Annotated in this window: 24 protein-coding genes and 2 pseudogenes; 10 read left to right on the top strand and 16 right to left on the bottom strand. The window is 68.2% G+C overall.

Going from position 1 to position 25399, the window contains the following annotated elements:
- The first annotated feature begins 29 nt into the window (after window positions 1-29).
- Window positions 30-203 carry a DUF6083 domain-containing protein gene (locus tag ACFU6I_RS25520; protein WP_384370874.1) on the top strand — a complete coding sequence of 58 codons (174 nt, stop codon included), beginning with the start codon at window positions 30-32 and terminating at the stop codon, window positions 201-203.
- Here the strand turns inward: ACFU6I_RS25520 and ACFU6I_RS25515 are convergent.
- A complete protein-coding gene (locus tag ACFU6I_RS25515; protein WP_384370872.1) occupies window positions 189-1307 on the bottom strand; it encodes a PP2C family protein-serine/threonine phosphatase in 1119 nt (372 codons plus the stop codon). The genes ACFU6I_RS25520 and ACFU6I_RS25515 overlap by 15 nt on opposite strands.
- A 243-nt stretch (window positions 1308-1550) precedes the next feature.
- On the opposite strand from ACFU6I_RS25515, the gene ACFU6I_RS25510 reads away from it, so the two are divergent.
- The gene (locus ACFU6I_RS25510; RefSeq protein WP_384370870.1) at window positions 1551-1733 is read left to right on the top strand and encodes a hypothetical protein; all 183 of its coding nucleotides are present in this window, start codon (window positions 1551-1553) and stop codon (window positions 1731-1733) included.
- Between the two features lie 54 nt (window positions 1734-1787).
- Here ACFU6I_RS25510 and ACFU6I_RS25505 read toward each other — a convergent pair whose 3' ends face one another.
- Window positions 1788-1964, bottom strand: a complete 177-nt coding sequence (locus ACFU6I_RS25505; RefSeq protein WP_384370868.1) for a hypothetical protein — start codon at window positions 1962-1964, stop codon at window positions 1788-1790.
- A gap of 359 nt (window positions 1965-2323) precedes the next feature.
- Window positions 2324-3625: a LuxR C-terminal-related transcriptional regulator gene (locus ACFU6I_RS25500; protein ID WP_384370867.1), complete on the bottom strand. Its 1302-nt coding sequence runs from the start codon at window positions 3623-3625 to the stop codon at window positions 2324-2326.
- A 276-nt stretch (window positions 3626-3901) separates the two neighbouring features.
- Between ACFU6I_RS25500 and ACFU6I_RS25495 the strand changes: the two genes are divergently transcribed.
- Window positions 3902-4984, top strand: a complete 1083-nt coding sequence (locus tag ACFU6I_RS25495) for an S-(hydroxymethyl)mycothiol dehydrogenase (protein ID WP_384370865.1) — start codon at window positions 3902-3904, stop codon at window positions 4982-4984.
- The gene (locus ACFU6I_RS25490; RefSeq protein WP_384370863.1) at window positions 4985-5611 is read left to right on the top strand and encodes an MBL fold metallo-hydrolase; all 627 of its coding nucleotides are present in this window, start codon (window positions 4985-4987) and stop codon (window positions 5609-5611) included. It begins immediately after the preceding gene.
- A gap of 86 nt (window positions 5612-5697) precedes the next feature.
- Here the strand turns inward: ACFU6I_RS25490 and ACFU6I_RS25485 are convergent.
- From ACFU6I_RS25485 to ACFU6I_RS25465, 5 genes and pseudogenes are all read right to left on the bottom strand, one after another.
- Window positions 5698-5886: pseudogene (locus ACFU6I_RS25485) on the bottom strand (IS200/IS605 family accessory protein TnpB-related protein); the annotation flags it as partial.
- A gap of 425 nt (window positions 5887-6311) precedes the next feature.
- Window positions 6312-6740 carry a VOC family protein gene (locus ACFU6I_RS25480; protein ID WP_384370861.1) on the bottom strand — a complete coding sequence of 143 codons (429 nt, stop codon included), beginning with the start codon at window positions 6738-6740 and terminating at the stop codon, window positions 6312-6314.
- Window positions 6741-6968: 228 nt separating this feature from the next.
- A complete protein-coding gene (locus ACFU6I_RS25475) occupies window positions 6969-7364 on the bottom strand; it encodes a hypothetical protein (protein ID WP_384370859.1) in 396 nt (131 codons plus the stop codon).
- Between the two features lie 396 nt (window positions 7365-7760).
- Window positions 7761-9185, bottom strand: coding sequence for a purine-cytosine permease family protein (locus ACFU6I_RS25470; protein WP_384370857.1), 1425 nt, complete (start codon window positions 9183-9185; stop codon window positions 7761-7763).
- Window position 9186: 1 nt separating this feature from the next.
- Window positions 9187-10347 carry a serine hydrolase domain-containing protein gene (locus ACFU6I_RS25465; protein WP_384370855.1) on the bottom strand — a complete coding sequence of 387 codons (1161 nt, stop codon included), beginning with the start codon at window positions 10345-10347 and terminating at the stop codon, window positions 9187-9189.
- A gap of 83 nt (window positions 10348-10430) precedes the next feature.
- Between ACFU6I_RS25465 and ACFU6I_RS25460 the strand changes: the two genes are divergently transcribed.
- Window positions 10431-11327 carry a LysR family transcriptional regulator gene (locus ACFU6I_RS25460; protein WP_384370853.1) on the top strand — a complete coding sequence of 299 codons (897 nt, stop codon included), beginning with the start codon at window positions 10431-10433 and terminating at the stop codon, window positions 11325-11327.
- A 49-nt stretch (window positions 11328-11376) separates the two neighbouring features.
- Here ACFU6I_RS25460 and ACFU6I_RS25455 read toward each other — a convergent pair.
- The 3 genes and pseudogenes from ACFU6I_RS25455 to ACFU6I_RS25445 form a co-directional block, all read right to left on the bottom strand.
- Window positions 11377-11577, bottom strand: a pseudogene (locus ACFU6I_RS25455) (ISAzo13 family transposase); the annotation flags it as partial.
- A gap of 32 nt (window positions 11578-11609) precedes the next feature.
- Window positions 11610-13193, bottom strand: a complete 1584-nt coding sequence (locus ACFU6I_RS25450; RefSeq protein WP_384370851.1) for an SMI1/KNR4 family protein — start codon at window positions 13191-13193, stop codon at window positions 11610-11612.
- Window positions 13194-13378: 185 nt separating this feature from the next.
- Window positions 13379-14584 (bottom strand): hypothetical protein, encoded by a 1206-nt coding sequence (locus ACFU6I_RS25445; RefSeq protein ID WP_384370849.1) that lies wholly within the window; start codon window positions 14582-14584, stop codon window positions 13379-13381.
- 490 nt (window positions 14585-15074) lie between these two features.
- On the opposite strand from ACFU6I_RS25445, the gene ACFU6I_RS25440 reads away from it, so the two are divergent.
- The 3 genes from ACFU6I_RS25440 to ACFU6I_RS25430 all read left to right on the top strand — a co-directional run bounded on the left by ACFU6I_RS25440 (window position 15075) and on the right by ACFU6I_RS25430 (window position 17370).
- Window positions 15075-15236: a hypothetical protein gene (locus ACFU6I_RS25440; protein ID WP_384370847.1), complete on the top strand. Its 162-nt coding sequence runs from the start codon at window positions 15075-15077 to the stop codon at window positions 15234-15236.
- Between the two features lie 563 nt (window positions 15237-15799).
- Window positions 15800-16534 carry a MerR family transcriptional regulator gene (locus ACFU6I_RS25435; RefSeq protein WP_384370845.1) on the top strand — a complete coding sequence of 245 codons (735 nt, stop codon included), beginning with the start codon at window positions 15800-15802 and terminating at the stop codon, window positions 16532-16534.
- Window positions 16531-17370, top strand: a complete 840-nt coding sequence (locus ACFU6I_RS25430) for a hypothetical protein (RefSeq protein ID WP_384370843.1) — start codon at window positions 16531-16533, stop codon at window positions 17368-17370. Before ACFU6I_RS25435 ends, ACFU6I_RS25430 begins: the two co-directional genes overlap by 4 nt.
- 137 nt (window positions 17371-17507) lie before the next feature.
- Here ACFU6I_RS25430 and ACFU6I_RS25425 read toward each other — a convergent pair whose 3' ends face one another.
- The 4 genes from ACFU6I_RS25425 to ACFU6I_RS25410 form a co-directional block, all read right to left on the bottom strand.
- Window positions 17508-18308: a hypothetical protein gene (locus ACFU6I_RS25425; protein WP_384370841.1), complete on the bottom strand. Its 801-nt coding sequence runs from the start codon at window positions 18306-18308 to the stop codon at window positions 17508-17510.
- 172 nt (window positions 18309-18480) lie between these two features.
- On the bottom strand, window positions 18481-18750 hold the full coding sequence (locus ACFU6I_RS25420; protein ID WP_384370839.1) for a hypothetical protein: 270 nt from the start codon (window positions 18748-18750) through the stop codon (window positions 18481-18483).
- Between the two features lie 27 nt (window positions 18751-18777).
- On the bottom strand, window positions 18778-19587 hold the full coding sequence (locus tag ACFU6I_RS25415) for an SAM-dependent methyltransferase (RefSeq protein WP_384370890.1): 810 nt from the start codon (window positions 19585-19587) through the stop codon (window positions 18778-18780).
- Window positions 19588-20178: 591 nt separating this feature from the next.
- Window positions 20179-20631: a DUF402 domain-containing protein gene (locus tag ACFU6I_RS25410; RefSeq protein ID WP_384370837.1), complete on the bottom strand. Its 453-nt coding sequence runs from the start codon at window positions 20629-20631 to the stop codon at window positions 20179-20181.
- Window positions 20632-20795: 164 nt separating this feature from the next.
- Between ACFU6I_RS25410 and ACFU6I_RS25405 the strand changes: the two genes are divergently transcribed.
- Together ACFU6I_RS25405 and ACFU6I_RS25400 are read left to right on the top strand one after the other, a co-directional pair.
- Entirely contained in the window at window positions 20796-21614 is an 819-nt protein-coding gene (locus ACFU6I_RS25405) for a hypothetical protein (RefSeq protein WP_384370835.1), read from the top strand.
- Window positions 21615-21905: 291 nt separating this feature from the next.
- Window positions 21906-22079, top strand: a complete 174-nt coding sequence (locus tag ACFU6I_RS25400) for a hypothetical protein (protein WP_345509601.1) — start codon at window positions 21906-21908, stop codon at window positions 22077-22079.
- A 239-nt stretch (window positions 22080-22318) separates the two neighbouring features.
- On the opposite strand, the gene ACFU6I_RS25395 is transcribed toward ACFU6I_RS25400, so the two are convergent.
- The gene (locus ACFU6I_RS25395) at window positions 22319-24814 is read right to left on the bottom strand and encodes an alpha-L-fucosidase (RefSeq protein WP_384370833.1); all 2496 of its coding nucleotides are present in this window, start codon (window positions 24812-24814) and stop codon (window positions 22319-22321) included.
- Window positions 24815-25399 lie beyond the last annotated feature (585 nt).

Genomic DNA, 25399 nt, shown 5'->3' with positions numbered 1-25399 from the left:
CTGAAGCCCACCGGGCATGACACCCGCGCGTGGCATCGCACCGGGTGGGCGCCACCGCGCCTGCGCCACCCGAACCGCCGGGCTGCCCGCACTGCGGACTCCCGCAGGACCGGCACCCCACCCCGCACGAGGGCCACCGGGTACTCCTCGAGCCCGTCGTCGGTTGCGTGACCTGCACCGCGATGCGCTCAGCGGTGCGGTGACCGTCGGACGGACAGGACCGCCACGTCGTCGTGCTGGGCTCCCTCCCCGGCGAACGCGCGCGCGTCGTCGTAGAGGGCGCGCGGCAGGTCGGTGGGGGCGAAAGATGCGTGCTCGGCGAGGCGTTCGGCGACGGGGTAGAACGTGCCGTCGACAGAGCGGGTCTCGGTGAGCCCATCCGTGGTCAGCAGCAGCGTCGCACCGGGCGGGAAGGCGAGCCAGTCGACGGTCGCGGGTTCGGCGGCGAGTTCGGCGAGACCGAGCGGGACGCCGGAGCCCAGAGCCGGCGTGATGACGGTGGCGTCGTGCACCAACTGCGGCGGAATGTGCCCACAGTTGATGACTTGGACCTCTTCGTGCGCGTCGACGTTGACGATGAGCGCTGTGACGAACCGTTCGTCGTCGCCGGTCTGTGCGGCGTAGGAGTTGTGCCGTACGACAGAGGCGTCGAGGGCGTCGACGAGGGCGGTCAGGGTGGGCTCTCGGTGGGCCGTCGCCCGAAAGGCGCCGATCACGGCGAACGCGGCGCCGACCGCGGGCAGGCCCTTGCCCTGGACATCGCCGATCAGAACCCGGGTACCCCACGGAGAGACGACGACGTCGTAGATGTCGCCGCCAACGAGCCTGTCCTCCTGGACGGGCTCGTACACGCCGTCGACCAGGACGTCGTCGGTGAGCAGAGGCAGGGGGCGCAGGATGTGGCGCTGCATTGCGGCGGCGGTGGAACGCAGCCGCAGCATCTCGTTCTCGCGGTGGATACGGCTGCGGCACGCGTAGACGGAAGCCGCGCCCAGAGCGAGGGTGAGCAGCATCATGAGGATCCTGTCGAACCACCGCTCCTCACCGTGCCGGACCAGCACGGTGACGATGACCACCAACGTGGTCCATGCAGCCACGAACTTCGTCTGACGTACGGTGCACAGCGCGGACGCCGTCCCCGGCAGGAATACAAGGAGCCCGAGAAGCCACACCGGGGACTCGGACACGGTAGCGAGGGCCACCACCAGGACCGTCACTGACACCACGCCGATCATTACCTCGACGTCGCGCGGTGGCTCGATGGCCTCGAAGGGATGCGTGGAACTCTTCGGACGCTTACGGGGCACGTGACCTCCCGGGCAGGTGGTGTACTCCCCCGTACGGTAGGCAGGCACGACCGTGGATGAGCCACGCCCCGCCGGACGATGTCCCCTGTGCGGTGGCCGGCACTCCATGCAGGGTCCGCGGCCCGTGGACTCCTTCGACCCGGTCGGATTCGATGACACGGGACCGGCGGACCAGCCGGTCACCGGCCTGGGGAGCGCAGAGTTGCAGCACTCCCGGCGAAGTTCAGGCGGCGGGCCCACGCGGTGACCGCCGGCACCGTCTCATCGGAGACGACCGGACTGACGGCCCCGATCCGCGACGCGATGGGCACCGCGGTGGCTGCCGTCGGCATGGTGACGCCCGTCGAGACGTTCCGGCCGCTGGTCGCGCCGGGCGGCAGCTGCTGCCGGGACCGGTCCGGCCGGTGTCCGTTGCAGTGGTCCTGATAGCCAGTCAGAACCTACCTGGCGTGGCTCCGCCCGGGCCACTCCTGGCCCTGGTCAGGATCCGTCCCATACCCCCAGACGCTTGATTCGGCGCTGCCGGAAGCGCTCCGAGAAAGCCGTGAGGGCGAAGACAAGACCCAGAGCCAGCCCGAAGACCACAGCGAACACGGTGTCGTCGGGTTCCTCCTCACGCGACAGCATCAAGAAGAAGAGCGTGAAGGGAACGGCCACGCAGAGACCGGTGCCTATCGGGTGTCGGGCCACCCACTTCTGGATCCGAGTCGGACGCCACTGCCCACCCAGGGCCCGATCCAGGGTCCGGAAAGCATCGCCCAGAGGCCGCCGCCAGTTCGCCATGGCAGAAGAATATGGCAGCCGATCCGCTGCCCTCCCCGGGCGAGGGCCGGTGATCAAGCCGCGGTCTGTCAGCCGCCGCGACCAGGACCGCACACGCCACGCCTCGTCCATGCTGCCCCGCCGACGCCGACTCTGCTGCGGCGAGCAGAAGGCTGAGGCGGGGCAGCGTCTCGTTCGATGTACCGGCCGTGCCCACGCCGCACGCTCGTCTGCCGCTCCGCCGTACGACGCCGTCACCGACGCGCGACGTGAGCGGACGCACTGTCGGAGAAACCGAGACCGGCGTCCACGGCAAGGGCGGCGGCAGCAGCCCGTGAGGTGACGCCCAGCTTGCGGTAGACCTGGCTGGTGTGGAACTTGACGGTGTTCTCACTGATGCCGAGCTCCGCGGCGATCTGGCGGTTGCGCTGTCCGGCGACGAGCAAGTGCAGCACCTCGGTCTCGCGCGGTCCGAGGTCCCACATGTGCATGGCTGTGCCCGAGGTGTCGGGCGGATCGAGCGGAATGCGTACGTCGATCTCCGAGCCCCACGTCTCCACGGCCTCCGCAGTGAGATGCCCGCCGAGCGCGGTCGCCCGGGCCGCCAGCTGTCGCAGTGCCGGACGTCCCTGGTCCAGAAAACCAGGGCCGTCGTCGCGCATCGAGATGAGCAGGTTCGTGCCGTCGCAGTTCCACTGGACCCGGATGCGAGTCACGTCCTCCTGCTCCCGCATGAGCAGAACCGCACTGCGGACGATGGCCCGGGCCGCATGGGCGACCTCTCCCGGCAGGGCTCGCCCGTCCGCGGGAGGCTCGATGAACTGGACCTGAATCCCACCGTACCGGCTCAGAGGACGCAAGTCGTCCCGCAGCCGCCTGAACGCCTGCGAGACGGCCTCCTCGGCGAGTGAGGCCACGAGATCGCTGCCCGCCCTGACCCGGACCAGAGCGGCGGCCGCCATGTCGGTCGCCAGCACCCTGGCCCGCGCGTCGTCCAGGTCGCGGCCGCGCAGGGTGGCCAGCAGGGTCTCCAGGTCGGTTTCGTGGCGGGCCGCCAGTTCGGCCGTGACCTGCAGCCGTTCGCTGGAAGCGGCGCGCGACTCGCGCAGGTAGTCGGGGCGGGCCTCGGCGACCTGCTGCCGGATGCGGGTCGCGGCCGTCGTCCAGACCGCGCGCACATAGTCCTCGGCACCCAGGTACGCGGGATCGCCTGGCTCACAGAGCACCAGGATGGCCCCGGTCGGCGCGTCGTACACGCGAACCGGGTGTTCCGTGCCGGCGATCACAGCGGAGCCGGGGGTTTCTCCCCCGGCCACGAGCCGGCGGACCGTGTCGAGTTCCGCGATCGTGATCCGCTCGGTGATCACCGGATCACCGGCCTTCTTCTGCGGTCGTCCGGTGCAGTCCTCCGTGAACACGGCCAGCGCCCGGTGCGGCAGCACCTCGTCGATCACTTCGTGAAGCCGTGCGGCCACCATGTGCAGCGGGGCGGTCGCCACAGCTCCCATCCGTTCCGCCACCAGGGCAGGATCCGGACGGGGCGTAAGAAAAACCATGGGAGGAATCTACCTCGCCGACCTACCCGAACGGGTGGGTGGAAGGCCCGGAACGTTGGGTGCGGCCTACCCGATGTGGCAGGAGGATGGAGCAGCGGAGCGGGCGAGCTGCCCCGCCGTCGGGCCGGCCCCGGAACGTGTACCTCACCTGTGGTGGCGTTCCGCGTCGGCCCTCCGGAGCTGCGCCGTGGTCCCAGTCCCCCGCCGGACGTGACAGGTCTCGACGCATCACGTCCGCCTCCAGCAATCAGCAATCAGCACGAGGGAAACACACACATGACCCATGAAGTCCAGGGCGTCGTCGCACGCCACACTGGTGCGCCCGTCTCCGTGGAGACCATTCTGGTGCCCGACCCGGGACCGGGAGAGGCCCTGGTGAAGGTACTGGCCTGCGGCGTCTGCCACACGGACCTGCACTACCGGGAAGGGGCCATCGGCAACGACTTCCCCTTCCTGCTCGGCCACGAGGCCGCCGGCATCGTCGAAGCGGTCGGACCCGACGTACAGGATGTCGCACCCGGGGACTTCGTCATCCTCAACTGGCGTGCCGTGTGCGGCCGATGTCGAGCCTGCCGCCGGGGCGAGCCCTGGTACTGCTTCGACACCCACAACGCCACGCAGAAGATGCGGCTGACGGACGGCACCCCGCTCACCCCGGCACTGGGCATCGGCGCCTTCGCCGAGAAGACCCTGGTCGCCGCCGGACAGTGCACCAAGGTGCCCGAGGTGCGCCCCGAGGCGGCCGGGCTGCTCGGCTGTGGTCTGATGGCGGGCCTGGGCGCCGCGCTCAACACGGCTCCGGTGCGACGCGGACAGAGCGTCGCGGTCATCGGCTGCGGCGGCGTCGGGGACGCCGCGATCGCCGGCGCCCACCTCGCGGGCGCCGCACGCATCATCGCCGTGGACATCGACGACCGGAAGTTGGAGCTGGCCAGGACCTTCGGCGCCACGCACACCCTCAATTCCCGCACCAACGACCCGGTGGCCGGGATCCGCGCGCTCACGGACGGGTTCGGGGCAGACGTGGTGATCGACGCGGTCGGCCGCCCCGAGACCTATCTGCAGGCCTTCGAGGCGCGGGACCTGGCCGGCGTCGTCGTCCTGGTGGGTGTCCCCGCTCCCGGCGTCACCGTCGAGCTGCCGCTCCTGGACGTCTTCGGCCGCGGCGGATCCCTGAAGTCCTCCTGGTACGGCGACTGTCTGCCCTCACGCGACTTCCCCATGCTCATCGACCTCTACCGGCAAGGACGCCTCGACCTGGACTCCTTCGTCACGGAGACCATCGCGCTGAGCGAGGTGGAGAAGGCGTTCGCCAAGATGCACTCGGGCGAGGTCCTGCGCTCCGTGGTGGTGTTCTGAGTGGGCGTCCGCATCGAACAGGTCGTCACCTCAGGCACCTTCAGCCTCGACGGCGGATCCTGGGACGTCGACAACAACGTCTGGATCATCGGCAACGACGACGAAGCCCTCGTCGTCGACGCCGCGCACGACGCCGATGCGATCCTGGCGGCACTCGGCAACCGGAGGCTGACAGCGGTGGTGTGCACACACGCGCACAACGACCACATCAACGCGGCCCCCGCCGTGGCCGAGAAGACCGGCGCTCCCGTCTTCCTCCACCTCGATGACCGTCTCCTGTGGTCACAGACCCATCCCGAGCACTCCCCCGCCTACCTCTGCGACCAGCGCCGGCTCACCGTCGCCGACACCGAGATCCAGGTACTGCACACCCCCGGCCACACCCCCGGTGCCATCAGCCTGTACATACCGGAACTCGACACCGTCCTCACCGGCGACACCCTCTTCGCCGGCGGCCCGGGCGCCACCGGCAGGTCCTTCTCCGACTTCCCCACCATCATCCGCTCCATCAGGGACCGACTCCTCGCACTCCCACCGCACACCACAGTGCTCCCGGGCCACGGCCACTCCACCACCATCGCCGACGAGGCGGCACACTTGGACGACTGGATCACCCGCGGCTACTGATGCCGTCAGCAGTTTCGTTCTTGATGCGTCTGCGGCCTCCCGCCAACGGTGGGAGGCCGCAGACGCATCCATCCGGCCGCTACCGCCGCACTGTGCTCCAGACCGTCCGCACAGCGCGCCTTGAGATCACGCGAAGCCAGACGGCCCTGATGCTCACCGACCGCACGCAGCACCATCTCGTCCCGGGGAGTGAGGTGCCCCAGACGGTCCCGGACCGCCACCCCGCAAGGCCCCGGCACCACGAAGGGCACGGCCAACTCCCTCACACCACCCACCGCGTCACCCCCTCCCACCAGGCCGGGCACCTGCCATCCAGCCCAACGAGCAACAGCCGCCAAGGTCACCCATTCGACCCCAGAACCCCCGTTCCCACCCCCACCAACCCACCGACAGGACTCACTCCCGCTCACCACCACTCACTTCAGTGCAGCAAACCGACAGCAGCTCACCACCCCACCTGCACGTCCGATGCGTACGCCCAGCCGGATCCCGCCTCCGCCGGCTCGCCCACGGCTACCTCCCCAACGCCCTCGCCCCTCACCGCGAGCGTCGGACACCCAGCGCGACGACACGCCCGGGATACGGAAGGCGTCACCCCGACGAGCGACCACTCGCTTCGCACACCCCGAGAACCAGATCGCTTGAGACCACAGGCATGTCCTCGCGTCCGGGGACAGAACGAGGAAACGTTCGCGGCCCCTCAGTCGATACAGAACTCGTTGCCCTCGATGTCCAGCATCGGGATGCACGAATCATTGCCGTCATACAGCGTTCGCACGTGTACCGCGCCGAGCGGGACCAACCGTTCGCATTCGGCCTCGAGTGCGGCAAGGCGCTCTTCACCCACGAGTCCGGTGCCGACGCGCACATCAAGATGCACCCGGTTCTTGGCGGCCTTCCCTTCGGGGACGCGCTGGAAGTACAGCCGCGGGCCCACACCTGAGGGATCAATGCAGGCGAACCAAGAATCCTGCTGCTCAGATGGCTGGGAGCCCTTGAAATCGTCCCAAGTGGCAAACCCCTCCGGTGGCGGCGGTACGACGTACCCCAACACCTCACACCAGAAACGAGCGAGGCGCTCGGGTTCTGCGCAGTCGAAGGTGACTTGGAACTTCTTGATCGACGTCATCGGACCACCATATTGGCGCGTGCTGTTCACCGAGATCCCGGGGGTCCACCGCCGTGCCGGTCGAGGTCTCGCGTGAGATGAGTAGCGCCAACGGCCAGATCGCCTGAGACGCGGGCCAATTCGCATGAGACCGGACAACGGACGGTCCGGCGCAACCGGTCCGTCCCGGGCTGACCTGTGACAGCGAACATTGATCCATTGCCACCGGAGTCTGGTCCGGTGCCGGTTCTACTCGCTGAACTCGTCGACAGTTCTACGACACTTCGATGCTCTGCGGGACAGGCGCGCCAGCAACTGGCCCGCGCCAACGGCAACGTAGAACACGACCAGAACCCCGAGTGCGAGGTCGAGCCAGTCATAGTCCCCGCCTGCCCAGAGCGAGGCCCACGCCCTGCGCCCCGTGATGGATCCGGCAACCACCAGCAGCACCGACGCCACTGCATACAGCGCCCGTGCAGTGCTGGGCCGCCGCTCCTTGAGCAGCTCGCCCCCCGCACCGAGCGCTACCAGCGCGGCGAAGGCATCGTGCGGCTCCAGATGCCCCGACCCGATCGCGTCCACGATGTTGATCAGGACGCCGATCGAACCTACGACCAGGGCGCCCTGGGATATGCGGCGACTCATCAACCCTCGCTAGCATTCAGACTTCGGTGGCGGCAGATCAATCCTCGCAGTCACAGGTGAATAGTGCTGCGACCGGAAAGGTTTGCCGGGAAGCTCGTGGCGTCCGGTGCGGTGCATCGCAAGGCGGAGGGTCGTCCACGTACCGGATGCACTCGGGCGGGCCCGGCAACGCAGCGAGCGAGCGTGCCAGGCGTCGCGGGGCAGGCGGGACTTCCGACACACGCCCTGGTCCGCGAAGATGCGCACCAAGCACTGCGCCGGGCAGCTCGACCCTGAGCGTGAACGCCTCGTCGCCGCCCTCTTCGACGGCGACTGGACCGCCAAGGACCCTGCCCCCGCCTACGCCTGACCTCGCGGGCGAGCATCCCAGTCGCGGTTGGCGCAGACCTTGGACGCTCAGTCGACCGGAAGCGGCGCGTCCGAGCCGGGTGCCGATGCTCGCGCGCCGACGGGTTGCACGACCCCTCGGGTGCGCCGCGCACAGGCCAGGTACAGCACCGTCGCCACCAGCAGGCCGACGATCCAGGAGATGTCGGCGCCGCCCAGGAGGTCGACCAGCGGCCCGGTGTAGAGGCTGCTGCTGATGAAGGGGATCTGCGCCGCGATGGCGACCAGGTAGACAACGACGGCCGGCCAGTTCACCAAGCCGTACTCGCCCCGAGGCCGGAAGAGCTCGCCGACGTCGTAGTGGCCGCGCCGTACGACGTAGTAGTCGGTGAGGTTGATGGCGGTCCACGGCACCAGCAGATACAGCAGGAACAGCGTGATGTTCTCGACAGTGCTCAGGATGTGGCCGCTTGCCATCAGAGTGGCTGCGATCGTGAGCGTGGCGCTCACCACGATGAAGACGGCGCGCACCAGCGGCGTCGCCGAGCCGTGGCCCTTGGCCGAGAAGGCGCTGATCGCGGTGAGGTACATGCCGTAGTAGCCGTACACGCCGGCAGGGACGATGCCGATGACGATGGCGAGCAGGATGGCCGAGTTCAGCGCGGGGATCTGTCGGCTGAGCATGCCGATGGCGTCGTCGCCCACCGCCTCGGCGCTGATCGTGGCGGCGAACGCGCCGAGGATCATCACCCACGAGGAGCCGAGTGCCGAGCCGGCGTAGGTCCACAGGAACGTGGTCCGCGAGGGGGTGTCCTCTGGGAGGTAGCGAGAGTAGTCCGAGACGTACGGCGCCCAGGTCAGCTGCCACGAGACGAAGATCGACATGACGAGCAGGACGGTGCCGAACGACGGAGCCGGGCCGCTCGGCAGGTGCTCCGGCAAGTGAGAGGCCAGCGCGATCGTGAGGGCGAGGAACAGTAGCCCCGAGACCACGCTGACCACTCGGGTCGACAGGTGGATGACCTTGTACCCGACAATCGCGATGACCGCCGGGACCGCGCCCTGGATGATCACCGACCAGGTGAAGGAGATGTGGGCCCAGTTCGCGAAGGCCTGCCCGGTGATGACGCCACCCTCGATGCCGAATCCGATGTACATGCACAGGACGATCACGACCGGCAGCAGCGTGCCGAGGAATCCGAACTGCGCACGGCTCTGGATCATCTGCGGCACGCCCAGACGGGGACCCTGGATCGAGTGGTAGGCCATGAACACAGCACCGACGAGGTTCCCGATCAGGATGGTGGCGACGGCCCAGGGAAGGTCGAGTCCCAGGGTGACCGCCAGGACGCCGGTGACGAACCCGGTGATCTGCACGTTGCTGGAGAACCAGACCGTGAACAGGTGCCACGGCTTGCCGTAGCGCTCCTCGGGCGGGACGTAGTCGATCGAGTGCTGCTCGATCGACTCGCCGTGTGATCGGTTGCGGCCCATCTCATGCCTCCTGCGGGGTCAGGGCGGCCGCACGGGCGATGGCGCCCAGCGCGTCCAGGTGAGCGGGGGTGTCGGCGACCGGCTGGTCGGTGGCGGAGAACTTCGCGATGACGACGTCGCTCTGCGGGTCGAGCCAGAGGTACTGGCCGAAGATGCCGACACCGTAGAAGGACCCGTGGTCGTCGCCCGGGATCCACCACTGGTTCTTGTAGGTGCCACCCGCCGCCGAGTCGGACTCGGCCGTGGTCGCGAAGTGCCCTCCGCGGCGCGTCCGCGCGATCCAGTCAGCCGGCACCACCGGTGTGCCCTCGCGCCACCCGTCGTCGAGAACCAGGCGCCCGAATCGCGCGAGATCGCGCAGTCGCATCCCCATCCCGGCACACGCATAGGGCGTTCCGTGGTCGTCGACCGTGACGAAGGCGTCGTCCTCGGCGCCGATCCACGACCAGAGATGTCGCCGCATCAGCTCGCCGTAGCCCGCGCCGCCGGCGCGTTCGAGCACCCACGCGAGGACGTCGGTGGTCCCCGAGCAGTACTGGAAGTCGGCGCCGTGTCGGCCGGCGCCGCGCAACTGGGCCAGGAACGGCCGGGTGCCGACCACGTCCTCGGGCTGCCGCGGCCGCCATCCGGCAGCGCGGTCGCCCGCGTGAACCTCGGCGGTGGACTCCAGGTACGACATGTCGTAGTACGGCGCCGCGGTCATGTCGAGCAACTGCCCCACGGTGGCGCCGGCGTAGGAGCCCGCCGCCAGCTCGGGGACGTACGTCGGGACGGTCGCCTCGAGGTCGAGGAGGTCGGCAGCGGCCAGCACCCCGGCCAGCATGCCGGCGAACGACTTCGAGATGGACATCACGATGTGGCGAGACGCGGAGGTGAACCCACCGAAGTAGCGCTCTCCGAGGATCGTGTCGCCGCGCAGCACGAGGATGCCGTCGGTGTGCGTGCGAGCGAGGAACTCCTCTGCGCTGATCGGCCCCCCTTCGGGACCCGGCACGGTCAGAAGGTCCCAGTCCAAGGGCTCACTCGCGGGCACCAGCTTGCGTACCGGAGCCTCACCGCGAGCAATGGTCGTGCAGGGGACCACGTCCTCGACCCGGTGCAGACCGAGTCGGTGGTGAGGTGGGGTGAGCCAGTTGCCGAACGAGATGTCGGAGGAGGTCATGGAAGAGATGGTGATCCCGGCCACCTACGCCTGTCCAAGACCTAACTACTACCCATCATGATGCCGTTTCGGCATGATGAGGCATGGAGCTACGCCACCTTCGGTGCTTTCTGACTGTCGCGCAACTCGGTACCGTCACGGCCGCCGCCGACCAACTGCACATCGCTCAGCCCGCGGTGTCCCGCCAGATCCAGCGTCTGGAGCGCGACCTCGGCGTGACGCTCTTCCGCCGCAACGGCCATCGGCTGTCCCTCACCGACGCGGGCCGCCGCACGCTCGACGTGGCGCACGACCTGCTCACCCGGGCCGACCGGCTGACGACGGTCGCGGGACAGCTGGCCGACGGACAGCTGACCCGGATCTCCTGCGTGGCCGCCCCCACCACGCTGGACTACGTCCTCGCTCCGTTCGTCGCCACCCTCGACGACGACGACCCGTTCATCGCCGTCGTCTCGGTCCTCGGCGACGAGGTGCACGAGGCGGTCGCCGCCGGGCACGACTTCGGCATCGCCGCGAACGTTCCCCCCGCGGGCGGCCTTGCCTGGCAACGCCTCACCCGCGTGCCGCTCCATGCCTACGTCAACCCGGGCCACCCCTGGGCCCGCGACACCAGCGTCACGCTGGACGAGCTGATGGAGCAGCCTCTCCTCCTTCCGGGCAGAACGGACCCGACGCGCACCGTTCTCGACGCAGCTGTCATCGCGGCCCGACTCCGGTATCAACGCCACACCGAGGTCCCGTGGGAGCAGATGCGCCACGCCCTGGCGGCAGGGCGGCGTGGCGTCGCGATCGGGACAGAGTTGCCGCGGTTCGGCACCCGTCCCCTGCTCGTCCTCGACACCGATGGCGCTCCGGTCCAGCTCCCCATCCACGCATGCTGGAGCCCCGACCACTACGCGGCCACCGCGCTCGAGCAGTTGGCCACGCGCCTCGGCAGCTTTGCCGAGCAGGTCGTCCGCCCCGAGGCCGAAGCGATCTGAGGCGCAGGGAGCTGCCGGAAAGTAACTTCGGGTTTCGGTCGGTCCTGCCGATGAGGTTGGCCAGGTCTGCTGCTGTCGGTGCGGTGATCGGTGCCGGGCGGGGACGGCGCCCGTGGGCGTCCAGGAAGGGCGTGATCTCGTGGAGGGCGTCGCCGACCGCGCCGGCGGGTGAGCCGAGCAGGGAGGTCTGGGCCCGGACCTGGGCTTTCCACCGGTGGCGCGGGACGGTGACCAGAAGGCGGTCGGACAGCAGGAAAGCCTCGCCCCGTGGTGGCCTGCCGGTCATACCGCGGGGCCGAGGTTTCCTTCGAGGAGCGTCTGAACGATCTGGGGCCGGTCCCAGAGAGCCAGGATCTCGTTGGCGACGGCCACGACGGGCAGGTGGTTCTGGTCGGGCACCTTGATGGCTGCGGCCTTCAGGGTGCTCGGGACGGCTCCGGCGTCCAGGAGGACGCGCCACTCCCGTATACCCAGTTCCAGGAACTCCAGTTCGGCGAGTCCAGCAACCTCCAGGGGATCGGCCAGCGTGCCGGGGGAGGCGGTGAGAGTACGCAGGCGGGGCAGTCCGGTGACTAGGGCAAGGCTGAACGGCGCGCCGTCACAGGCACCGATGGACAGGACTTCCACGGCGGGGTGGGCGGCGGCCTGGATGGTCTGCAGGCCGTCGTTGCCAACGCGGGCTACGACCGGCAGCTGATCCTGGCGGCGGTTGCCACCTTCCGCCCTCATCCGGTCCAGGACGAAGTCGGTGAGGGAGCCGGCGACGAGTTCGGCGCCGATGCTCTGTTCGTGGTCGACCAGGATGATCTGCCCAGTATGTCCGGCCGGGCCGGGAGTCAGGTCGACCGCGAACTCGTCGCCGCCGTTGGTTCCGAAGGCGATCCAGCCGGGCGAGCCAGCCAGGCTCTGTACTGTGGCGTCGGGCGGAGTGCTGCCTGCCGCCATCGATGCGTGCTTCCAGCCGGGGTGACGGACCTCCGCGCCGATGCTGTACAGGTCGTCCAAGCCGAAGAGCTCACAACCCACCGCCGAACTGACACGATCCGCCGCCTCATAGTCCTCGCCCCAGTCCTCCCACCGTGCCCGCGTCACCCGGTAGAGCACCTTGAGCTCGTCGGACAGCACGATACCCAGACGCGCTTCGACGGTGGCGATCTCGTCCTCCGTCGCGCCGATGGCGTCGGGCAACCGCTCGCGCAGCGTCCGCTCCAGCAACTCCAGGTCCGCCGAAGGGGCCGAAGCGGCCCCGAGGCCCGATTCGGGACGGCGGCGCCAGGGCTCGGCGAGAGAACCGTCGACCAAGACGAGCACCCCCAGGTCCGGGTAGCCGGCGGCGGCTTCCACGACCGGGCTGGGCCAGACCAGGCCGAGCGTGGCCCTCCCGTCCGGTTGGACCTCCGCCCTGAACGCGATCTCCGTGACTCCGCCGCGGGCCAGCGCCCTCTGCATGTCCTCCACCGCGCTCCGTTCCGTCGACGACATACGTCTCGGCAGGGCCAGACTCCAGCCGGACTGACTGATGCGTCCCGCCACACGGGCGGACCGGGCGGCGCTCCTCTCCGTGCCACCGGCCAGCATGAGCCTCAGCACGGGCTCCCAGGTCGCAAAGTCGTTTACCGAAGACAACGGGGGTCTCTGATCAACCATGCGCAGACCGTACGCGGAGCCGGTGACAGCGGAGGCGACCGAGCTGCCGCCAGCCAAACTGACCACCATGAGCGCTTCGGCGACCAGGCGGGCGCGCTGCAGGTTTGTTGTGCACGCCGCGACATCGCGGGCGAGGTCGTCCTGTTCGCGTGGGCTGTGGCGGTGGGCAAGGGCGGTGAGCTCGGCGCGGGGCCAGGAGCAGGCGATGATGGCCGCCATTCGGTCGGCGGCAACCGCCTTGCCGGACGTTTCGGCGCCTTGAGGGTGCTCAGTGCTGTGACGGGGTCGCTGTGAGCAATCGATCAGCAGCCTGTCACCGGAGGCGTATGACGCCGGGAGCGCGATGGTCAAAGATCTCGACCAGCCAGTCGAAGACAGCGGTTCCGCGGCGTTGCCCGGTTGGGTCAGTGATCTGCAAGGGCGTCCTCCGGGTCGACGACCTGCGCCAGCAATCCGTAGTACTGACTGGTGCGGCTCTCGAAGTCCGCCCGTGCTGACAGGCCGAGGTTCCGGTCGTCCGGTACGCGCAGCAGGTCGACGGATGTCTGGGCGAAATGGGCGGGGAGTCCTTCTTGTTCGGCGATGGCCATGAGGGAACGCAGCTCGGTGACGGCGGAGCGGGCGAGCTCGCGCTGTTCCCGTCCGGCGCGCAGCATGCTCAAGTACCCGGATGCGGGTTCGGCCTCGGTGAGGGCCCGTTCGAGCTCGCCGGCGAGTTCCTCGCCGGCGCGTGCGGTCTGGTGGGCCTCGGCCCCGGCTTCCAGCAGGACGTGCAGTGCGACGAGCAGGGCGACGGTGTGCGGTCCGGGGGCGACGGGATCGACGCGCACCAACAGGGTGGCCTCTATGTTGTCGGCGAGGCGGCGGGCGGCGGTGTGGGCGTGTTCGGCCGAGCTGCGGTCCATGCCCATGTGCCTCAGACCCGGCACTCCGGCGTCGAGTACATCGCGCGCGGTGAGGGCGCCGGCCGCCTCTACATCCTGCACCGCCCGGCTGACCGACGCTCCCTTGAACAGTCGCGCGACGGGGACAGCGCTCAGCTTCGCGTCGATCTGCTCGCGGCGCAGCGCGTTCCACGTCACGCGCACGGCGTCGCGAGCCTGTGCGTGGTCCCGGGCCACCTGGTCGGCGACCTCGTACAACTTCCATGCCCTTGCCACGGTCTTGGGGCGTACGCCGGCCAGGCGTATCGAGGCGCGGATGTTCCCCCCGATGAGGCCGACGGCGATCAGGGCCAATCCGATCAGCACGAGCGCGTCGGACAGGCCGTAGGGCTCCTTCTCCTCGAGCGACGGCTCCAGGTCGCCCTTGTGCCGGCCTTCGGTGAACATGAAGCCGCTCTCCCAGCCGTACCCCGTGTCCTCGTCGTAGTTCGGTGACTTGAGCAGCGCATCGCGGTCCGGATCGCACTGGTAGGCGGTCTCACGCCAGCGACCCACGTCGCTGTACGGGTCCTTCCAGCGAACCGTGCACCGGCCGTCAGGCTTCTCGCTGATCACGGTGAGGTCGATCTGCCGCGTCTCGGGATACGACGCGTAGAGGTACGCCGACCAACCGAACAGCAAAACGCCGAGCGTCAGTATCCAGCGAAAGAACGGCCGGTGCCGCATAGTGTCTCCCCTTCGTCCCCCAGCAGACCTCGTACCCCGGCCGTTGCCTGGCCGGCCCCGGGTTCATCGTCTGCCTGCACGGCACCTTTACTCAAGCCTTCAACGGTCTCTCTTGCGCGACGACCGCTACACCTCACCCCGGTCGTCGCGGACCGCGCAGAACCCAAAAATCGAGCCGATCAGCGCCATCGTGCCGCTCTGCGAGCCACCTATCGCACACACGGGCCAGCTATCAGGCTCAGGGGCTTCCCAATGGAGAAGTCAAGCCGCAGGGCCTGTGCTGGTGCCCGGTGACGTGACTATCTGACAGCGGTATCTTCCTCTGGAAATGAAGTTCAGGATGCACATCCTGGAAGACCCGTCCCAGCTCTCGGCTCGCGCACAGGACCTCCTGCGTCGCACACGCCGGCGTGAGTGCCCCTCTCGGTTCGAGTTGCCGATAGAGCTCTGGCAAGTGCACGACCACGCGGGGAAACTTGTCCCGGCCCCCATGGGTCTCATCATCCGATGCGAGGGGTTCGAGCAGAAATTCGGAGGCCTGCGCTACGAGGTGCGCCGTAGCTGGGTCGTGAACGGGGACCGGTACGAGACCGCCCGCAGATGGGAGTACGACCACCTCGGCGTGAAGACGCGAAGCCGACCCCCGGACTGACGAGGCGTAGGGACCAGCTGAGGTCCCTGGCACCACTCGCGGCAAAGGGCTCCTGCGGCCAGTTCCCATGGCTGCGGGAGCCCCTCTCGTCTGCGTGGTGGGCAGCGCTCACGTCGGAGTTCGTGAAGTACCCCCCGACCGGGACGGGGTTGGGGCGATCGCCCGGCACCACCTGACGAAGGGCTCGGGGCTTCGGACCCCGGAGTACACCCCGGTACCACCGAGGCAGCGCACCCACTGGCTCTCACGCGTGCAGGACCGCAAGCTCCCCGAGCCCGGCCGGCTATGGAGCCGGGACGGTACCTGTCCATCAACCGACCCGCTCCGGGACAACGGCACCCGGACGTCGACACACCGCGCCGGAGCGCGCTTCCAGCGTCCGCTGATGGTGTTCAACAACTCGGGGCACCCGTGCGACGAGGGGTAGCGGGAGCGGACGCCGACCCGATACGTGCGCTGCGAGGACGTACCGACAACTCCCACGTGCAACCCTGCTTGACTCGTTCTGCGCCCGACGACACAGAGCTTGACCTTGACGCAACGGCAGGGTTTCTACTGAAGGCATGCGAATCGGAGAGATCGCCGCGCTCGTCGGGCTCACCCCCCGGGCGATCCGGCACTACCACCACGTCGGACTGCTCCCGGAACCGGAGCGGCGTCCCAACGGCTACCGGGCCTACAGCGTCCGCGACGCCGTCCTGCTCGCCAGGGTGCGCCGGCTCACCGAACTCGGCCTCAGCCTCGATGAAGTGCGCGACGCGCTCGCCGACGATGCCGGACGCGAGCTGGCCCAGGTACTGGAGGAGCTCGACGCCGACCTGGCCCGCCAGGAAGTCAACATCCGGGAGCGCCGCCGTCGGCTCGGCGCCCTGCTCTCCGAGCCGCCCGGCGCGACAGGGCCCGTCTCACCCGGCCTCGCCGCCCTGCTGGCTCAGGCCCCCCGGACAGACTCGCCGAGTGCGGCCAAGGACCGCGAGTACCTCACACTGGTGGACGCCGGCAGCACCGGTGACCAAGAGATTTTCGCGCTGCTCGGAACGCTGGTCGCCGATCCTGCGGTCGTCGAACTGTACGAGCGTCTGGACGCGCTCGCCGAAGCGCCCGTCGACGATCCGCGGATCGGACCCCTGGCAGCTGACCTGATGGCAGCTGTCCCCGACGAGTTGTTCGCAGTGATCCCCGAGGACGGGGTGGTCGTGGCCGGGCTCAAGGAGGCGCTGCTCGCCGAGTACGCCCCCGCGCAGGCGGAAGTGGTGGGCCGTCTCATGGACGCGTTCATGGAGAGGGGGCGAGGATGAGCGGCGGACCCTGGGGCGTACAGGTGGCGCGGGTCGCGGTGGCTGCTGTGCTGCCGGTGGAACTGGCCCTGGTGGTCTGCCTGGTGGCCGGGGTCCGGCTGCCCGGGTGGGCGCTGGCAGGTGCCGAGGCGCTGGTGCTCGCGGCGCTGCTGCTGGAGGCTTGCGTGCTGCGCTCGCTGTACGTCGCCGCGCGCGCCCGCGGCGCGGACCGCAGGACAGCGCGGCGGGCCGCCATACGGGAGGCGGTGCCGGTGAAGGTCCGCCGCCTGGTCCTCCACGAGTTGCGCGCCTTCGCCTCCCTGGGGCGGTGGGTCCGACGGGGCACGCACGGGGTGCGCCCCGGGGATCTCGCTGCCGCGTACACCGGGCCCCAGACCGCGATGATGTATGGGCTGCTCTTCGTGTTGGTCATCGAGACGATGGGCCTGGCCTTTCTCATCCCTTGGCCGGCGGTCCACCGGGTGATCCTGGTACTCGACCTGTACGGCGTCGTCCTCGTATTGGCCCTGCACGCCGCCTGCGTCACTCGACCGCACGTCGTACACCCCGACGGCTCTTTGCGGATCCGCTACGGAGCCCTCTTCGACCTCGCCGTGCCGCCGGACGCGGTCGCCTCGGTCCGGGTCGACCGGCGTTACCCCGAAGGCCGCTTGATCACCCTTTCCGACGACGGGGTCCTCGACCTGATCGTGGGCAGTCAGACCTCCGTGACCCTGGAGCTGAACCGGCCGCTCCCCTTCACCCGCCCGCTCGGCGTAATGGAAGAGGCCCACACCATCCGCTTCCACGCCGACGACCCGCGCGTACTGGTCAACGCACTCCGGCAGACCGCCTGACCACACAGACGCCTCGGTCCGGCACCCCGCACATGCCGGTCAACGACCCCGAGTGACAACAACCTGCTTTTGTGACACCTTCCGTGCTGTGACTCACCGCTCGAGTCGGCGAGTTTCGCCAGGTATCACGCTCAGGTTCACGGTGAGGCATGTGCCTTGTGTACCCCTCCGCTTGGGTTGATGCTCCAGGAACCGCGCGACTGAACGTACAGAAGACCGGCCTTCCTCGGCGCGATGGCCGGTGCCGTGAACGGCCCGTTCCCCTGGCACAGGAGCGCCCCGAGCGTGAAGTTCGATCGAAGTACGTGGAGTGAGAAGGCGGTCCCGTCATGCTGAGTGATCAGCAGGGGCACCCGGCCGCCGGGGTGCCGCAGGACGTAGGAGCCAGTCGATCCCAGCTCTCCCTCCAGGAGCGGGATCTCCTCCGGCGGATGCAACCAGATCCGCCACCCTCCCTTGGTGTTCATCTGGAGGCGTATCGCGTCCCGACCGTCGGCCTCGCCCGGAACGATCGCCCGCGTCAGCGGGGAGCCGTGCGTGAGGATCTTCCTGGGCCGTCCGTTGCCGTCGGGCGGGCTGGTCAGCTCGACCCAGGAGTCCGCGGCCCGCTTCAGGTGGACCACGAGCAGGGCGGGCGTCCGAGGGTCGGTGCGGACGAGCTGGACGCCCCTGGCGCCGTGGCTCTCCCAGCGCTGCCGCGTACCCGTGTTCCCGGGCCAGGTCTCGTAGGGGTCAGGAGACGCGAGCGGGGAAGCCGGAGACGGAAGCGCTGCGCTCGGGCGACGCTCCGGGCGCCTCTTCGCGCGAGCCGCGGCGGCCGGGTTCGGGCTCGGCCCGGGCCGCGGGTGCGGAGCGGGCCGCCGCTCCCGCAGACCGGTCTCGATCGACGGCATCCCCTCCGCCAGGCGTACGGCGTCGGCTGCACATACGGCGATCATCCGGGCGGCCCCCTCGGAAGGCGCCCAGCGGACATCCTCGGTCGACTGCCCGTGGCGAGGGTCGAAAAAGCACAGCGGACGCCGCTGCGGGCGTGGCCGTCCTTCGATTGCGGCGTCCACACAGGCCAGCGCATGACGCCCCTCATCGAGGGTGCGCTTCAGCCGACCGCGGCTACTGGGCCTCGCCGACGCTGCGGGTGCAACCCCGCAGTCGCCGTTCTTCGCCGTCCTGGTCCCACTGGTCGACCATCGCGTTCAGCTCGGTCAGCGAGGCGACTTCCAGGACAGGGACGAAATGGTTGCGGCGGAAGTAGCCAACCTGCCCCTCGACGCCACCCTTCTCGTGGGCGCCCTCGATGCCGGGGCGGTAGTAGACGGCTCGATGCCCAAAGTCCGCAGACTGACATGCAGAATCGTCCGTTGCCCTGGCAACCTGATCCAACCCCCGAAGGGCTTCCGGAGCTGACCGCTATGCCTTGCGTGCGACTCCGCCGAACATCGCCACCTCGTCCGGCGTGCCGGTTGCACCAGTCTCGGGGCGCCAGCGGTTGCACGACACCACTCCCGGTTCGAGGAGTTCCAGGCCTTCGAAGAACCGAGTGACCTCGCCAGAAGTGCGCTGGGTGAGCTTCGGGGTGCCGTGCTCGTTCCAGAACGCCACTGCCGCGTCCACATCGGGCATTGCCGGATCCTTGATCGTGTGAGAGAGGACCAGGTGGCTTCCGGACGGCAGCGCATCCATCAGGCGGCCGACGATGCCGCGCGCCTCGGCGTCGTCCTCGAGGAAAATCACCACTCCGAGGAGGATAAGTGCGACAGGTTCACTGAAGTCCAGTGTCTTCGCCGCGTGTTCCAAGATGACGTCGACGTTGCGCAGGTCCTCGTCGAGGTAGTCGGTCTTCCCCTCGGGTGTGCTGGTGAGCAGGGCACGCGCGTGGGCAAGCACCAGGGGGTCGTTGTCGACGTAGACGATGCGGGACTCCGGCGCCAGCCGCTGGGCGACCTCGTGGGTGTTGTCGGCCGTCGGCAGGCCGGTACCTATGTCGAGGAACTGCCGGATCCCGCAGTCGGCAACCAGGTACCGCACCGCACGCCCGAGAAAGAGTCGATCCGCCTGAGCGTAGTCGCCGATGCCCGGGTGCAGCTGACGGATCTGGTCACCGGCTGCTTGGTCGACCGGGTAATTGTCCTTGCCGCCCAGCCAGTAGTTCCAGATCCGGGCCGTATGTGGCTGCGTGGTGTTGATCCTGTCGAGCTGCTGGGACACATCGGAAGGCATCGACTGCTCGGCCACGGGATCTCCTCTTTGGAGTCGAGCTCACTTCAAGGTCAACGTGCAGCCTACCTAAGCGAGTTGCACCTCGAGATCGCAACCCTCGAGGGAGCCGGGGCCTGCAGGTCGGGTTTGTCGAAGGCCGCGCCGGCGAAGTCGAAATCGCAGGCGCCTCAGGAGGTCGGTGCTCGTGAACATCGCCCTCGCCGCCGGGCGGGTACCTCCCGCAGACCGACCTCACGGTGGAAATCGGCGCGCTGCGGAGATGCCGGACCGGCGTGCTTGAAGCAGCTCAGGGTCCTCTCGGAAAGCCACGGCAGGAAGGTGTCACGCCTGCGGAGCAGAGCGTCGGCCGTTCGCCCGTCGGCTACCTGATGAGCCCGAGCCAGTGGCGGTACACCGAGGCGAAGGGTTCGATGCCGTCACCATCGCGACGGCCTGCCTCCATCAACCATTCGCAGGCCTGTCGGGCCTTGTCGGTGACACTAGTGCCCCTCCCGGCAAGCTTTGCCCCGTCGCACCGCCCTGCACGCGCGCTCGCCGCGTTGGCCAAAAGCCCTGGTAGCTCCGCTACAAGGACTTCCGGCCGCCTTGCGATCACACGCACCGGACGGCGCTCCTCATGGGGCAAACATTGCCGGTCAAGGCACTGGCTGGGTAGCCATAGCGCACTCGGTGTTCGGCGAACTCGTCCTCGTCCTCGATATGGACCTCGCCGCCACAAGACCGCACGACATCAAGATCGAGGTCCACCGTCTGCAGGACCGTCCCGTCCGCGTTCCACTCCGGCACCGTGCACACGTCGCAGTACATCTCGGGACCCGGGTCCACACAGAACGTGGCCGTCCACCACTCACCACGCGGGACCAACATCACGTACGCGAACCGGCTTGTCCAGCCGCCCGTATCCGAACTGACGTGGACACCCTGCGCCGTGCCCAACCACACGCCGTGCTCGTCCTCACCGAGCCGGGTAGCAGTCCACCGGGCGCTCAGGCTGCCGTCGTACTTCCGGATGTCGACCAGCACGGAGGTGCTCTCTGTGATCACGCCAAGACGCTAAACCCGACGGGCAGTCACGGACCCTGCCCCGGAGGAGCAGAAGCCCGACAACACCGCGATCGGTGGGTGCGCGGTTCGGGTGTGGCTCCGAGGCTCTGCTGAGGTCTGAAATCGTTGGGCGTCGGCGAAGGGGTGGCGGCTAAGTTGGCGCCATGCATCCGATCGTCTTCGAGGCCGCTGAGGCGGAGGGCCTCCATGTCTTCCGCTACCTTCCGGGCGACAGCATGGCCGTGAGTCGGCACTGGCCAGGGCTGTTCCAGAGCTGGCCCGAGGGGAAGACTCCGTTCACCGAGTGGGCGGTGAACAACAACAACATGGAGGAGGTCGCCGTCTATGTCGGCCTGGTCTGGCGTCTGACGGCAGGGCTGGCCCGCTATGCGATCCCGACGTACTACCGCGACGACGCCGAACGGACGCTGGGACGCGCGCCGGCGCTGGTGGACTGGGAGTACGAAGTCGACGCCGAGCAGTTGACCGCTGCGCTGAGAGACAAGGGTTTCGTTCCCGGATGTTCGGCGACCACGACCCGCCCAAGGCCCACCCCATGGGAGGTGGAGGACGCCGATCGTGCGGGCCTGTTCCCGCTGGCGACGCCGCGGGACCTGGTGGCTGCCTTGCATGCCGTGCTTTGCGACGCCTCGTCGGAGATCACGGTGTTCGCTGTCGCCCCGGGCTCCGGGCGTTTCGACCGACTGACAACGGCATTGCGTGGTCCGACTCGTCCGACACTGACCGAAGTCCTTGGCGGCGATGGCGTCTTCGTTGATCTGACTATCGGATCCGACCTGGGCAACTACGATTCGGTCATCGTGGCTTCGCCCGCTGGATTGCTGCCGCGGCTCGCTGATCTGACTGCGGACTATGCCCGCCGTATTGAGGCGTATGAACAGCGACTGGACGAGCTCAGGGACGTTCCCGATTTCCTGCGGGCGATGCGCAAACTCGCAGGCGTGGATCTGGACGCTCCCTGAGCTCCATTCCGGGTGGTGCGGACCACCGGGGCCCGTACTGATCGGATGCCAAGCCGCGAGAGCGGTGGCCAGCGGGCTCGTGGCACCATCCGTCGCAGAGGAGGCTCCAGAGGACGTCGGCAGCGGCGAGCGAGGCGTCACCCATTCGGCCCGTAGTGATTGCTGGTGCGCGTAGTTGGATGTGGGCTGTCAGTGCGCCTGGCGACAGTCGCGGGTGCCAAGAGGGCGGGGCCCCCTGCCGAACGAGCGGGGCCGGCCCACGCCGACCCACACGAGACTTGGAGATCCCCCATGCCTTACCGCAAGGGACAGCACGTGGAGTACCGGGACCAGCAGGACGAGCTTCAGCGCGGCGAGATCCGCAGCGCCGAGGGCAGCGGAGCGCAAGCTCGCTACGCCGTCCAGAACGAGGCGACCATGCGCGAAGACAAGATCAGCGAGAGCCAGATCGAGCGCGAGCTGTAGTAACGCCTCTGCCGACACAGCCCGCCGTTGCACCGGACCAAAGTGCAACGACGGGCTGCCGGCTGTCCCGCGACGGTGGATGCAGCGGCGGAAGCCGGTAATCCGGGTCAGGACACCGTTCGCAGCGACACCACTTGCGGCCGGATTCAACTCACCTCCGCACTTTATCGCCGGAGTCGTTCTCTATTCCGGCACTGAGCTCCTCCACTTCGGAGAGCGGACGTGCTCTGCCCCCTTGGCTACTCCGCTGCGAGCCGGCTACGGACCTTCACCTCGGCGAGGGCCAAGGGATTGGTGTGCGACTCAAGCTGAATGCGCACATACCGGCCGGGTGTTTTGTCGAGGTCGATGCTCGTGGGCCGTCCAGCGACGTTCGACCGGTAGATCGCTGTGACACCCGGGGTCTTGCGCGCCTCGCTGAGAGAGTTGCTGGTGATCGGCGTTTCCGAGACGAGCACCCAGTATTCGGCCAATCGGTCAGAACAGCAGTCCGTGCGGTTCCAGATCTCGATCTGGTCGATCATGTGCTCGTTCTGAAGATCGACCTGCCACCATGCCTGGTTCGACGGCTCGGCAGTGTGGGTCGTGGAGTTGTCGCCGAAGTAGTCCCCGCCCGTGTTGCCGTCGACGGCTCTGCCGGCCACGCCTCCCCACGCGGTGCTCGACTGCGTGGCGGGTTTACCGACCGCCACGTTCGGCAGCACGACGTTGACGTCGTTGGTCAGGCCGAGGACGCGTGCGTCGGTGTCGAGGTCCGAGTGCAGCCGGTAGGTGCCCGGCTCGCCATCGCGGGACGCGGACAACTCGATCGGCTGGGTCCGAGTCGCACCGGGTGGCACCGTCACCGTCGCAGCCGGGCCGAGGGTGAACGGCCCCTGGCCGTCCAGTCCGACCTGACCGGTCACGGTCCGGCTGCTCAGGTTGGTCACGTGCACCGGGATCGGCGCCGTCGCTCCGAGCTCGACCGGGTTGGGCGGCTGCGACCACGCGACCGCGGTGCCGGTGGGCCCGACCATGACGGCGTCGATACTCACTCCGAGATCCTGGGATGTGTACTCCGGTTCGGCTCTGGTGATGGTGAGGGGCAGCACGCGGCCGGGTTGTACGACGAACGGTCCGACGGCCGATCCGACCAGTTGTTCCCCGGTCACGACCTGCTCGCGGCCCCCGAGCCTGACCCGGTACCGGGCGGCCGGGTCCGCGCGTCCGGCAAGGGCGATCGAGACAGGTCCGCCCCGGTGGGCGCGCAGGTAGGCCGTGTGACGGACCACGGTGCGACGGGTGCTGGAGTAGGAGCCGTTGTCGGCGTAGCTGTAGCCCGTTTCGATGTCCTCGGGGGACAGCACCCACGCGCCGTCCGTGTCGGCAACGGTGCGCGTCGGAACGATCCGCAGGTCTCCGGCCAGTTCGACCTTGATGACCGGCAGCACCTTGTCCGCGGCTTCGGCGGGCAGGGTCACAACCAGGTCGTTTCCGTCCTGCCGCCACCCGAGCTCTCCGGCCCCGTCCTCGAGCACCCGCCTGACCTCGGTCGCCAGGCCGGGCAACCTCAGTTCCCCGTCAGCCGGCCATCGAGTGACGTGGAGAAACAGGTCGTGGCCGTTGACGGTCACCTCGCCCCACGGTTGGCCGCCGAACCGGGTGGGAGAGGCCCCGAGGACCGCTCCGGAGTGGCGCTTGAGCCAGGCTCCCATGCCACGGAGGACGTCCGCCTCGAACTCGACGAGGCTGCCGTCGCCACGGGGGCCGATGTTGAGCAGGTAGTTGCCACCCCGGGCGCGAACGCTGGCCAGGCCCTTCACCAGGTCGCGCACCTTGCCGGGCAGGTCGTCGCGGACCTGCCAGCTGCGGTAGCCCCAGGTCGAGTGGTAGATCGACGCCGGTGTCTGCCATGCGCCGTCCACGGCGACCGATGGGATCTCGTTGTCTCCGAGGGTTCGGAAGTCGCCGACGTTGTTCCAGATCCGGCTGTTGATGACGGCATGCGGCTGCAGCTCACGCACGACGCCCGCAAAAGCCTCACTCTGCTTTTTGGTCGGTGACGACATGTCGAACCACACCTCAGCGATGTCCCCGTAGTTCGTCATCAACTCGCGGAGCTGCCCCTTGATGACCGGCTCCATCGCCGGGGGTATCGGGTTGTTGTTGTTCCCGTCGAACGCGTGGCCCTGGTGCCAGTCGACCAGCGAGAAGTAGAAACCGAACTTCAGTCCCTGGCTGCGGCACTCGTCGGCGAGCAGCTTGAGCGGGTCCCTGCCGTACGGCGTCGCATCCACAACGTTGTAGTTAGTGCTATCGGTGTCGAACATCGAGAAGCCGTCGTGGTGCTTGGAGGTGATCACGACGTACTGCATCCCGGCGTCCTTGGCCAACGAGCAGATCGCCTTGGGGTCGAACCGGTCCGGACGGAACCGCTCGGCAACCTTGAGGTAGTCCGCCTCGGGGATGTTCGCCCACATCTGGATCTGTTCGCTGTAGCCCTGCCTGACCGGTTCGTCCTTCCAGACACCTCCGAGTTCGGAGTACAGACCCCAGTGGATGAACATGCCGTACTGCAGCCGCTGCCAGGCGGCCAGGTCAGCGTCCTCGCTGACAGGAATCGTGCCGGGGATGCCTTTCACCCGTTCCGGTGGCGTCCCGGCCGGCCCGGCCGCCGCGGCCGGGCCGGACAGCGGTACAAGAGCGGCGACGAGCAAACCGACCAGAATGGTCATCAACCAGTGACGGTGGCGCACACGGGCTCCTTCGCAGGTGGGCAGGGGCCGAGCGATCATGGTTTCGCCCTCACGCTCAGCCGATTCCGATATTCCGGACCCGGATATCGGGAGCTTCGGTCACGCGGATGCTGGAGCTGCGCCCATCCCGGGAGATCCCGTCGCCGTCGCTCGGACGTTCATGACCTCTCCGGTCCGGGCACAAGCATTGAGCCTTAGAGATCGGATGTCTAAGACCCGCCTTCTTCAGCTACCGACGATTGACTCTCAGTAATGGAAGTGCAGGCAGGAACATAGGATGACTCCGAGCGATCGTCAAGACCTGAGGTTCAAGAGCTTCGCGATGAGCGCCTCAAGACTCCAGCCCTAGAGCCTGCAACCAAGGCCGTATGACTGCCACCAGCAATAATCGTCACTGGAAAGCCCGACAGATCATCGGATGAATCGTTCCATGCGGCGTGATCAAGTCAGCGATCTTGCTCGTCTATGCAGTTTATTTGACTACTCTGCGCATCCACGAGCACGTATGCCATAGATACGATCACCAATGGACTCTCAGAAGCCCGCACACTGAGCGGTAAAAGATCCGATCTCATCTAAGGGCTG

The organism is Streptomyces sp. NPDC057486, assembly GCF_042802415.1.
Classification (GTDB): domain Bacteria; phylum Actinomycetota; class Actinomycetes; order Streptomycetales; family Streptomycetaceae; genus Streptomyces; species Streptomyces yanii.
Note: the sequence above shows the minus strand (reverse complement) of the source record. Positions and strands in the feature narration are given on the sequence as shown.

What these genes read in the sequence shown, in the direction of transcription:
- ACFU6I_RS25500 (WP_384370867.1), bottom strand. Translation starts at nt 3,625, where the DNA reads ATGGTTTTTCTTACGCCCCGTCCGGATCCTGCCCTGGTGGCGGAACGG.
- ACFU6I_RS25495 (WP_384370865.1), top strand. Translation starts at nt 3,902, where the DNA reads ATGACCCATGAAGTCCAGGGCGTCGTCGCACGCCACACTGGTGCGCCC.
- ACFU6I_RS25480 (WP_384370861.1), bottom strand. Translation starts at nt 6,740, where the DNA reads ATGACGTCGATCAAGAAGTTCCAAGTCACCTTCGACTGCGCAGAACCC.
- ACFU6I_RS25475 (WP_384370859.1), bottom strand. Translation starts at nt 7,364, where the DNA reads ATGAGTCGCCGCATATCCCAGGGCGCCCTGGTCGTAGGTTCGATCGGC.
- ACFU6I_RS25470 (WP_384370857.1), bottom strand. Translation starts at nt 9,185, where the DNA reads ATGGGCCGCAACCGATCACACGGCGAGTCGATCGAGCAGCACTCGATC.
- ACFU6I_RS25465 (WP_384370855.1), bottom strand. Translation starts at nt 10,347, where the DNA reads ATGACCTCCTCCGACATCTCGTTCGGCAACTGGCTCACCCCACCTCAC.
- ACFU6I_RS25460 (WP_384370853.1), top strand. Translation starts at nt 10,431, where the DNA reads ATGGAGCTACGCCACCTTCGGTGCTTTCTGACTGTCGCGCAACTCGGT.
- ACFU6I_RS25450 (WP_384370851.1), bottom strand. Translation starts at nt 13,193, where the DNA reads ATGGCGGCCATCATCGCCTGCTCCTGGCCCCGCGCCGAGCTCACCGCC.
- ACFU6I_RS25445 (WP_384370849.1), bottom strand. Translation starts at nt 14,584, where the DNA reads ATGCGGCACCGGCCGTTCTTTCGCTGGATACTGACGCTCGGCGTTTTG.
- ACFU6I_RS25440 (WP_384370847.1), top strand. Translation starts at nt 15,075, where the DNA reads ATGGGTCTCATCATCCGATGCGAGGGGTTCGAGCAGAAATTCGGAGGC.
- ACFU6I_RS25435 (WP_384370845.1), top strand. Translation starts at nt 15,800, where the DNA reads ATGCGAATCGGAGAGATCGCCGCGCTCGTCGGGCTCACCCCCCGGGCG.
- ACFU6I_RS25430 (WP_384370843.1), top strand. Translation starts at nt 16,531, where the DNA reads ATGAGCGGCGGACCCTGGGGCGTACAGGTGGCGCGGGTCGCGGTGGCT.
- ACFU6I_RS25425 (WP_384370841.1), bottom strand. Translation starts at nt 18,308, where the DNA reads ATGATCGCCGTATGTGCAGCCGACGCCGTACGCCTGGCGGAGGGGATG.
- ACFU6I_RS25415 (WP_384370890.1), bottom strand. Translation starts at nt 19,587, where the DNA reads ATGCCTTCCGATGTGTCCCAGCAGCTCGACAGGATCAACACCACGCAG.
- ACFU6I_RS25405 (WP_384370835.1), top strand. Translation starts at nt 20,796, where the DNA reads ATGCATCCGATCGTCTTCGAGGCCGCTGAGGCGGAGGGCCTCCATGTC.
- ACFU6I_RS25400 (WP_345509601.1), top strand. Translation starts at nt 21,906, where the DNA reads ATGCCTTACCGCAAGGGACAGCACGTGGAGTACCGGGACCAGCAGGAC.